The sequence below is a fragment of the Nocardioides sediminis genome, from assembly GCF_003047295.1.
GTDB lineage: Bacteria > Actinomycetota > Actinomycetes > Propionibacteriales > Nocardioidaceae > Nocardioides > Nocardioides sediminis.
In genome coordinates this window covers 53,445-62,025 of record NZ_PZYZ01000012.1, presented here as the reverse complement: position 1 = coordinate 62,025, position 8,581 = coordinate 53,445, and the positions used below count along the sequence as shown (strand labels likewise).

Annotated in this window: 11 protein-coding genes; 1 reads left to right on the top strand and 10 read right to left on the bottom strand. The window is 72.9% G+C overall.

What is annotated here, in order from left to right; translation table 11 throughout:
• Positions 1-192: 192 nt before the first annotated feature.
• From DAI17_RS20045 to DAI17_RS20035, 3 genes are all read right to left on the bottom strand, one after another.
• Positions 193-1,113, bottom strand: coding sequence for a glycine betaine ABC transporter substrate-binding protein (locus DAI17_RS20045; protein WP_159081663.1), 921 nt, complete (start codon positions 1,111-1,113; stop codon positions 193-195).
• 80 nt (positions 1,114-1,193) lie between these two features.
• Positions 1,194-1,967 carry an ABC transporter permease gene (locus tag DAI17_RS20040; RefSeq protein WP_107775019.1) on the bottom strand — a complete coding sequence of 258 codons (774 nt, stop codon included), beginning with the start codon at positions 1,965-1,967 and terminating at the stop codon, positions 1,194-1,196.
• Positions 1,967-2,686 carry an ABC transporter permease gene (locus DAI17_RS20035; RefSeq protein WP_234412626.1) on the bottom strand — a complete coding sequence of 240 codons (720 nt, stop codon included), beginning with the start codon at positions 2,684-2,686 and terminating at the stop codon, positions 1,967-1,969. Before DAI17_RS20035 ends, DAI17_RS20040 begins: the two co-directional genes overlap by 1 nt.
• Before the next feature lie 3 nt (positions 2,687-2,689).
• Between DAI17_RS20035 and DAI17_RS20030 the strand changes: the two genes are divergently transcribed.
• Positions 2,690-3,736: an ABC transporter ATP-binding protein gene (locus DAI17_RS20030; protein WP_407669757.1), complete on the top strand. Its 1,047-nt coding sequence runs from the start codon at positions 2,690-2,692 to the stop codon at positions 3,734-3,736.
• Between the two features lie 27 nt (positions 3,737-3,763).
• Here DAI17_RS20030 and DAI17_RS20025 read toward each other — a convergent pair whose 3' ends face one another.
• The 7 genes from DAI17_RS20025 to folE form a co-directional block, all read right to left on the bottom strand.
• Complete coding sequence (locus DAI17_RS20025) at positions 3,764-4,849, bottom strand: GNAT family N-acetyltransferase (RefSeq protein ID WP_107775007.1); 1,086 nt, start codon at positions 4,847-4,849, stop codon at positions 3,764-3,766.
• A 91-nt stretch (positions 4,850-4,940) separates the two neighbouring features.
• Entirely contained in the window at positions 4,941-5,591 is a 651-nt protein-coding gene (locus DAI17_RS20020; protein WP_107775006.1) for a hypothetical protein, read from the bottom strand.
• Between the two features lie 9 nt (positions 5,592-5,600).
• Entirely contained in the window at positions 5,601-6,113 is a 513-nt protein-coding gene (locus DAI17_RS20015) for a DUF3180 domain-containing protein (protein ID WP_234412625.1), read from the bottom strand.
• Positions 6,110-6,682: a 2-amino-4-hydroxy-6-hydroxymethyldihydropteridine diphosphokinase gene (gene folK, locus DAI17_RS20010; protein ID WP_107775005.1), complete on the bottom strand. Its 573-nt coding sequence runs from the start codon at positions 6,680-6,682 to the stop codon at positions 6,110-6,112. Before folK ends, DAI17_RS20015 begins: the two co-directional genes overlap by 4 nt.
• A complete protein-coding gene (folB, locus tag DAI17_RS20005) occupies positions 6,682-7,125 on the bottom strand; it encodes a dihydroneopterin aldolase (RefSeq protein ID WP_107775004.1) in 444 nt (147 codons plus the stop codon). The genes folK and folB overlap by 1 nt, the downstream gene beginning before the upstream one ends.
• Positions 7,122-7,973, bottom strand: coding sequence for a dihydropteroate synthase (gene folP / locus DAI17_RS20000; RefSeq protein ID WP_107775003.1), 852 nt, complete (start codon positions 7,971-7,973; stop codon positions 7,122-7,124). Before folP ends, folB begins: the two co-directional genes overlap by 4 nt.
• Positions 7,970-8,581 (bottom strand): GTP cyclohydrolase I FolE, encoded by a 612-nt coding sequence (gene folE / locus DAI17_RS19995; protein WP_107775002.1) that lies wholly within the window; start codon positions 8,579-8,581, stop codon positions 7,970-7,972. Before folE ends, folP begins: the two co-directional genes overlap by 4 nt.

Here is an 8,581-nt window from a genome sequence, read left to right as displayed (position 1 = left end):
GCGTGTGCGATCGGCGCACCACTACACACCAGGTTGAAGAACTCCTCCTCGGTCTCAAACGAGATCCACTTCGGCATCCGCAACGCTCCTCAAAATCAGCGTTGCTTCGACCGATCGACTACGCCCCGAAGTTTCGGCCAGCAACCGTAGAGATCCCCGCTGAAGCGGTGACTCCGACAAGCCCACAGCGGGTCAGAGCAGGCCCTCGGACTCCAGGAACTCCTGGGCCACGTCGTCGGGCTGCTCGCGGTCGATCTGGACGCTGACGAGCAGCTGGCCGAGGGTGTCGTTGTCGAGCGCGGCCATCAGGTCGTTGAGCGGGCCCTCGATGTCGGGGTTGTCGGCGAGGAACTCGCTCGACACCGCCGGGATGAGGTTCTGGGCAGGCTGGATGCCGCGGTCGTCCTCGAGCAGGAGCAGACCCTGCTCCTCGAGCGTGCCGTCCAGGGTGCTCGTCTGGCCGAGCTCGGCCTCACCGTCGAGGACCGCCTGGAACGTCTCGGTCGACGCGTAGCCCAGCGGCTCGAGGGTGATGTCGATGCCGTAGGTGTCGACGAGGCCCTTCTCGCAGTCGGTGCGGCCCTTGCAGTCGGGCGCCGCGGCCAGCGTGACGGCCTTGCCCTCGAGGTCGGACAGCGCGGTGACGTCCTCGGCGTCGGAGAACTCCTGGCTGGTGAAGTAGCCGTTGGCGGAGAACGCCTCGGACGGCTCCAGCAGGGTGATGCCCTTCTCCTCCAGCAGGTCGGCCCCGGCGTCGATCGTCTCCTGGGCGTCGCTGGTCGACAGCGGCTCCGCGTCGGGACCGTTGGCGTCGGTGTTGAGCTGGTCGACGATGCCGGCCACGTACTCCGGGGCGATCTGCACCGCGTCGGGCATCTCGTTGAGGTAGACCGGTCTGGTGTCGACCAGGCGGGTCTCGACCTCGTAGCCCTCGGCCTCGAGGACCTGCTGGTACATCGCGGTGACGAGGGCGGCCTCGTCGAAGCTCTGGCTGCCGATGACGACGGAGGTGCCCTCGCCCGTGCCGGAGGTGGAGGTGGATTCGTCGTTCTCGGAGGCGAGGTCGTCGCCGGCACAGCCGGCCAGCAGGGCGGTGAGGGCCAGCCCGGTCACCGCAAGCAAGGGACGTCGTACGTGCAATGTCTTCAACCTTCTGTGTCCCGCGGCGAGAAGCCGCGCGTGTCCGGTGATGCTCAGCCCCCGGTGGGTGCCTCTGCCACCGTAGTCGAGCCCGCCGACACCGGCTCCACTCCCTGGGGTGACGGGGGGCGCGGTGCAGGACCGCGGGGCATCGGGTCGGCGGCGCGCTGGACAGCGGCGGCTGCGACCTCGAGCACGAGCGCCACCAGCGCGACGACCACCGCCCCCGCCATGCCCTGGGCGTAGTCGTTGCGCGCGAAGCCCTCGGTGATGATGCGACCCAGCCCGGGACCGGCGACGAGCGCGGCGATGGTGGCGGTCGCCCACACCTGCACCAGCGCGAGGCGCACACCCGAGGCCACCACCGGAAGCGCCAGTGGCAGCTCGACGCGCCAGAAGCGCTGCCCGGACGACATCCCCATGCCGTCGGCGGCCTCCTGGACGTCGGAGGGCACCTCGCGCATCCCGACGTAGCCGTTGGTGATGAGCGGCGGGAGCGCGAAGAGCACCAGGGCGATCAGCGTGGCGAGGCCGGCGCGGCCGTACGGACCGAAGTCGGCCGAGCCGGGCCAGTCCGCGGCGACCAGGATGGCCAGGAGCGCGAAGGTCGGGACCGCGCGTCCCACGTTGGAGACGTTGACGGCGAGAAAGCCGCCGCGGCCGAGGTGACCGAGCCAGAGGGCGAGCGGCAGGCCGAGGAGCATGGCGGCGGCGAGCGCGGTAGCGGTGAGCAGGAGCTGCTCCAGCAGGCGCGCGACGAGGCCGCCCCCACCGGTCCAGCTGTCGGGGTCGAGGAGGTACTGCCAGGTCTCGGCGAACAGGTCCATCAGCGCGTCCCCGCCGTCCACGGGGTCAGCACCCGCTGGAGAACGACCAGCACCACGTCGAGCACGACGGCCAGCACCACGCACAGGACGGCGGCGGTGAGCAGCTCGGCGCGGAAGTCGCGCTGCACGCCGTGCGCGATCAGGTCCCCGAGGCCGCCGTACGCCACCAGGGTGCCGACCGTCGTGAGCGCGACCGTCGACACCGCGGCGACCCGCAGGCCGGCCATCGCGACCGGGAGCGCCAGGGGCATCTCGATGCGGGTCAGCATCCGTGCCCGCCCGTACCCCAGACCCGTGGCCGCCTCGCGCACGTCGTCGGGCACCGAGCGGAGGCCGTCCAGCAACGCGCGCACGAGGATCGTCAGGGCGTAGAGGCCGAGCCCGATCACCACCGTCGCGGCAGACAGGCCGGTGAACGGGACGAGGAGCGGCAGCAGCGCCAGCGACGGCACGGTGTAGACGGCGGTGCTGAAGCCGAGCACCGCCGACTCGAGGCGCGGCAGGCGCCGCGCGAGCAGCGCGAGCGGGACGGCGATCGCGAGCCCGAGCACGAGCGCAGCCGTGGTGATGAGGACGTGCTCGACGAGCGCGTCGGTGATCTGCTCGTGGCGGTCCTCGACGTACTGCCAGCAGAACCACTCGTTGACGAACCGGCTGTAGCAGCTGGGCTCCTCGGCGCTCGACAGCCGCACCTGCGAGGCCGGCACCAGTAGGGTCACCGCATGGACGCTACCGCCTCCGACCGCGGATCCCGCCCAGCCGACGCCGTGGTCGACGCCGCCGTCGACGAGGCCTCGGACCGGGACGTGATGATCCGCCTCGCGGGGGTCGGCAAGACCTATCCCGACGGCACGGTCGCCGTGCACGACCTCGACCTGGAGGTACGTCGCGGGGAGATGGTCTGCCTCGTCGGCCCGTCCGGCTGCGGCAAGTCCACGACGCTCAAGATGATCAACCGCCTCATCGAGCCCACCACCGGCCGCATCTGGCTCGACGGGACCGACGTGACGGACGCCGATCCGCACGAGCTACGGCGTGGCATCGGCTACGTCATCCAGCAGGTCGGCCTCTTCCCGCACCAGAAGGTCATCACCAACGTGATGACCGTCCCGCTGCTGTACGGCGAGTCCAAGTCGACCGCGCGCGAGCGGGCCCGCGAGCTGATGGCCACGGTCGGGCTCGACCCCGACCAGTACGGCGACCGCTACCCCCACCAGCTCTCCGGCGGCCAGCGCCAGCGCGTCGGCGTGGCCCGGGCGCTGGCGGCCAACCCGCCGGTGCTGCTGATGGACGAGCCGTTCGGCGCCGTCGACCCGGTGGTCCGCATCCGTCTCCAGGACGAGTTCCTGCGCCTCCAGCGCGAGCTCGGCAAGACCGTCGTGCTGGTCACGCACGACATCGACGAGGCGGTCCGCATGGGCGACCGGGTCGCCGTCTTCGCGACCGGCGGCCGGCTGGCCCAGCTCGCGACGCCGATGGAGCTGCTGGCGCACCCCGCCGACGACTTCGTGGCCGACTTCGTGGGCTCGACGCGCGGTCTGCGCCGGCTGGCGGTGACACCCCTGCGCGAGGAGCACCTCGAGCCGCTCGACGACGTCCGCGGCGGTCAGCTCGGCGCGGCCATCGACATCGACTCCACCCTGGAGGAGGCGCTGGCCGCGCTGCTGCGCGACGACCGGCCGATGATCGGGGTCAAGCGCGGCGCCGCGTTCGTCGGCGTGCTCACCCCGGCCGGCGTGCACCGGGCGCTGCGCGAGTCGCTGCGCTGAGCCCGCCCACCCCGTGCCGTCAGGCGGTCAGTCGACGGGCACGTCGAGGTGCCACGACTCGGTGACGTAGCGCGTCGCCCAGCCCATCGAGGTGTAGAGGCCCTCGGCCCCCGTCGGCGAGTCGGCATCGACCTCGAGGCCCACGCGGTCCCGGCCCCGGGCGGCCGCGTCGGCGATGATCGTGCGCAGCAGTCCCGTCGCGACGCCGCGACCCCGGGCCGACTCCAGGACGCCGAGGTAGGACACGTAGGACCCGTCCGGCCCGTCGCCGCCCTCGGACACGGTGCCCACCAGCGCCCCGACGGGCTCCGGGGACTCGGGGTCGTCGAGCAGCTCGGCAAGCCACCAGTGGTCCCAGCGGTGGCCGGGGTCCTCGCGCAGGCGGTGGATGAACTCGTCGAAGGTCTCCTCGGCCGAGTTGAAGTGGTCGGTGAAGGCGCCCTCGAGCACGTCGTGCACGGCCCTCAGGCACGACTCGTCGGGCATGCCGTCGTCCTCGCGCCCGACGAGGCGGAAGCGCACGCCCTTGCGCTCCCAGCCGACCGGGTCGGGCACGAGCGTCGCCTCGTCCGCCGTGACCGGCCGGCTCATCTGCCACCAGGTCCGGACCTTGGCGAAGCCGGCGTCGCGCAGCCACGTGTGCTGCCGGTCGTCGTCGGCGAAGGCGCCGGTGTCGATCTGCTGCACCGCGAGCCCACGCCGCTGCCCGACGGACCTGGCCTGCGCCTGCGCCCACGTGAAGAGCACGTCGGAGCACGCCAGCGCGGTGTCGTCGTCGAGGTCGCGCCCGACGACGTGCACGAAGAGCATCCGCCCCTCGGCACGGTCGTGGACGCTGCCCCAGGCGTGGATGGTGCCCGCGTCGTCACGCACGACGACGTTCTCGCGCATCGCGAGCCCACGCTCGGAGACCTCGACGAGGACGTCGTCCTCCGACGCGCTCGGCCAGCCCCGCCCGGCGGCCTCGTGGGCGCGGAGCAGCTCGGTCAGCCGGGCCACCGTGGCCGGGTCCGAGCCGTCCACCGGCCCGGGCTCCCAGCCTTCGGGGAGGGGGTGATCGCCGGGGATGACGCTCGTGGGGTCGCTCTCGAACCGGTTGTCTTCAGGGATCACATCGGTTGATTGTGCCGTACGACGTCCACGGCCGGCCGGTCAGCCGTCCGCGGGCCGTGCAGCGGACCCACCCGGGGTGGTCCCCAGCGGCTCAGGCGGACTCGGCGCGCTTGGCGGCCGCGGCGGCCTTCCACGAGACCAGCTCGGAGCGCAGCACGTCGAGCTCGGCCTCGAGCTCGGCGACGAGGACGATCGCCTCGGCGGCCTGCTGCTCCGAGGCGTCCAGCATGCGGGCGGACTCGTCCCGGTCGCGCTCGGCGACGTCGGCACGGCGCGCCTCGGCGTTCATCTTGCGGGTCTGCTCGGCCGCGTGGCGCTGGGCCTTGCTGAGCGCGAGCTCGAGGCCGTCGATGGCCTCCTCACGGTCGGCGATCTTGCGGCGCATGTCGGCGGCGAAGGCGGCGTTCTCGGCCGTGCGCTCGGCGGTGAGGGCGGCGTACTCGGCGGCCTGCTCGGCCCGGTCGCGGGCCGCGTCCCGGCGTGCCTGCATCACCTCGGTGTGCGTGATGCGGGTGGCGGCGGCGCCGAGCAGCAGGGCCGCGACGGCCACCAGCGAGGTCAGCCAGCCGATGCCGGCGACCAGGGCCCAGCCGACCAGCAGGGTCGCCACGACGAGCAGGACGACCGCCACGGTCAGGCGCGTGCTGCGCTGGCGGCGGCGCGCGGCGCTGCGGGGGGTGGCGGAGCTCGCCGACGCAGCCGGGGACGACGCCTGTGACTGCTGGGGCTGGAGGGAAGGCATGCCAGCAGGTTAGGGGGCGTCGCCGCGCGAGGGCAGCCGACACGCGCGCTCGAGCAGCAGCGAGGAGATGACGATCGCCACTCCGGCGCCCGCCGCGACGCCCGAGCGCAGCAGCCGCTGATCGGCGAGCTCGGAGCCGTCGCCGATCCAGGTCACGGCGTACGCCGCGTAGCCGCCGGCCACCACGGCACCCACGAGGGCGCAGGCGCGGGCCAGCACCAGGCGGTTGACGGCGCGGTGCGGCTCCAGCCGCTGGCGGCGGACGTGCAGCGTGCGCCACGTGTCCCAGGCGAGCGCGCCCACGAAGACGGCGACGAAGACCAGCGCCAGCACCTGGATCCAGGTGACGATCGGCGCGGTGCCGTCGAGGCGGACCGCGACGGTGCGCAGCAGCCCCCCGCCGACCATCCCGATCCCGGCCGCGACCGCGAGGGCGGTGGCCGAGATCGGGTGCAGCCGACCCTCCGGTTCCTCGTCGGGCGGCTGCTCGGACGGGTCCCCGGAGGGAGGGCCAGCGGTCACTGGACCTCGAGCACCAGGTCGTCGCGGCGGGAGATCCCCGAGCCGTCGGTGGCGCCGAGCAGGTCGGCGATCGGGCCGTGGTCGGGGAGCTCCGCGTCGGGCTCGAGGTCGTGCCAGGGCTTCAGCACGAAGGCGCGCTGGTGGGCGCGCGGGTGGGGCAGCCGCAGGAAGTCGTCGTCGGCCCGGCGGTCGCCGACCACGATCAGGTCGACGTCGAGGGTGCGCGGCGCGTTGCGGAGGTCGCTGCGCTCGCGGGCGAACGCGTCCTCGATCGCCAGCGCCCGCTCCATGAGCCGCGCGGCCGGCAGCGTGGTGTCGGCGAGCACGACGGCGTTGAGGAACATGGGCGCGTCGTCGACCGGCGAGTCGACCGGCTCCGACTCGTAGACCGGCGAGACGCCGGTGAGGAACAGGTCGGGGGTGTCGGCGAGGGCGTCCACGGCACCCTGCAGCGTGGTGAACCGCTCCCCCAGGTTGGATCCGAGCGCCACCACGATCCGACGGATGGGGTGCATCTCCCCGGTGAGGGAGTCCGCGTCCACGATGTTGGGGTTGGGGGTCTCGGTCATCAGCTGGCCTCAGTCCTGGTGATCGTCAGCGCGACATCCCGAAATGTCGCGTCAATGGGTGCATCTGGCTTGTGGATCGTGACGCGCGCCCATTGAACACGACGCTCGGTCAGGCACACGTCGGCGATCCGCTGGGCCACGGTCTCGATCAGGTCCACGGGATCGGACTCGACTGCCGCCCGGACCCGGTCCACGAGAGTCCCGTAGTCGACCGTCTGCTGCAAGTCGTCGGAGGTCGCCGCGGGGCGCGTGTCGATGCCGAGTGCGAGATCGATCACGAAGACCTGCCCCTCGCGCCGCTCGAAGTCGAACACCCCGTGGTGCGCGAAGCACTCGATCCCCGAGACCACGAGCTCGTCCTGAGCGCCGTGCTGAGGAGGCGCGCCAGCGCCGTCTCGACGTGCAGGGTGTGCAGCGCCCGTGTCGAAGGGCCTGTCGGTCATCGTCGTCCTTCCTCTCGGGGGGCCGTCCGCCAGGCCTGCCAGGCCGCGAGGGCGTCGGTGGTGGCGCGTACGTCGTGCACGCGCAGGCCCCAGACGCCCAGGTCGGCCAGGAGCGGCACCAGGGCGCTGTGGGCGTGCTCGCGCCCCGTCGGCGGCCGGGGGGTGCCATCGGGACCGGCCAGCACGGCCCCCAGGAACGTCTTTCGGCTCGCGCCGACGAGGAGCGGCAGCCCCAGCGCGGTGAGCTCGTCGAGGTGGGCCAGCAGCTGCCAGTTGTGCTCGCCGCGCTTGGCGAAGCCCAGGCCGGGGTCGAGCACCAGCCGGTCGCGGTCGATGCCCGCCGTCGTCGCCGCCTCGACCCGCTCGGACAGCTCGCGCACCACCGCGGCTACCACGCCGCCGGGCTCGTCGTAGGTCGCGAAGTCGGCCATCCGGTCGCTGTGCGCCCGCCAGTGCATGGCGACGTACGTCGCGTCGGAGGCCGCGACGACGTCGAGGACGGCCGGGTCGGCGAGCCCGCCCGAGACGTCGTTGACGATGCGGGCGCCGGCGTCGATCGCCGCGGCCGCCACCTCGGCGCGCATGGTGTCGACGGAGACGATCGCACCCTGCGCCGCCAGCCCGGTGATGACCGGGACGACCCGGTCGAGCTCCTCGGCGACCAGCGGCCGGGTGGCGCCGGGCCGCGTCGACTCGCCGCCGACGTCGAGGATGTCCGCCCCCTGGGTCAGCAGGTCGCTGCCGTGCGCGAGCGCCGACTCCGTGTCGGCGTACAGCCCGCCGTCGCTGAAGGAGTCCGGCGTGACGTTGACGATCCCCATCACCAGGGGTCGCACGACGGTGCTCATCCGCGCCGGGAGTGGATCAACGCCATCGCCTCGGCCCGGGTGGCGGCGCTGTGCATCTGGCCGCGGACCGCCGAGGTGATGGTGCGGGCGCCGGCCTTGCGCACCCCGCGCATGGTCATGCACAGGTGCTCGGCCTCGATGACGACGATGACGCCGCGGGCCTCGAGGAGCTCCATGAGCGCGTCGGCCACCTGCGTGGTCAGCCGCTCCTGCACCTGCGGGCGCTTGGCGTAGACGTCGACGAGCCGGGCGAGCTTGGACAGGCCGGTGATCTTGCCGCTCTCGGCGGGGATGTAGCCCACGTGCGCCACGCCGGTGAAGGGCACGAGGTGGTGCTCGCACATCGACCACAGCTCGATGTCGCGCACCAGCACCATCTCGTCGTGGCCGATGTCGAACGTGGTGGTCAGCACCTCCTCCGGCCGCTGGCGCAGGCCGGCGGTGAGCTCGGCGTAGGCCCGCGCGACCCGTGCGGGGGTGTCGGCCAGCCCCTCGCGGTCGGGGTCCTCGCCGATGGCGTGCAGCAGCTCGCGCACGGCCGCCTCGGCGCGGGCGTGGTCGAAGGGCGCGAGGTCGTCGCGCTCCTCGAGGCTGATCGGGTCGGTCAT

Excerpts from the sequence above, each read along its gene's own strand:
- DAI17_RS20040 (WP_107775019.1), bottom strand. The coding sequence starts at position 1,967 with ATGGACCTGTTCGCCGAGACCTGGCAGTACCTCCTCGACCCCGACAGC.
- DAI17_RS20030 (WP_407669757.1), top strand. The coding sequence starts at position 2,690 with ATGGACGCTACCGCCTCCGACCGCGGATCCCGCCCAGCCGACGCCGTG.
- DAI17_RS20020 (WP_107775006.1), bottom strand. The coding sequence starts at position 5,591 with ATGCCTTCCCTCCAGCCCCAGCAGTCACAGGCGTCGTCCCCGGCTGCG.
- folK (WP_107775005.1), bottom strand. The coding sequence starts at position 6,682 with ATGACCGAGACCCCCAACCCCAACATCGTGGACGCGGACTCCCTCACC.
- folB (WP_107775004.1), bottom strand. The coding sequence starts at position 7,125 with ATGACCGACAGGCCCTTCGACACGGGCGCTGCACACCCTGCACGTCGA.
- folP (WP_107775003.1), bottom strand. The coding sequence starts at position 7,973 with ATGAGCACCGTCGTGCGACCCCTGGTGATGGGGATCGTCAACGTCACG.
- folE (WP_107775002.1), bottom strand. The coding sequence starts at position 8,581 with ATGACCGACCCGATCAGCCTCGAGGAGCGCGACGACCTCGCGCCCTTC.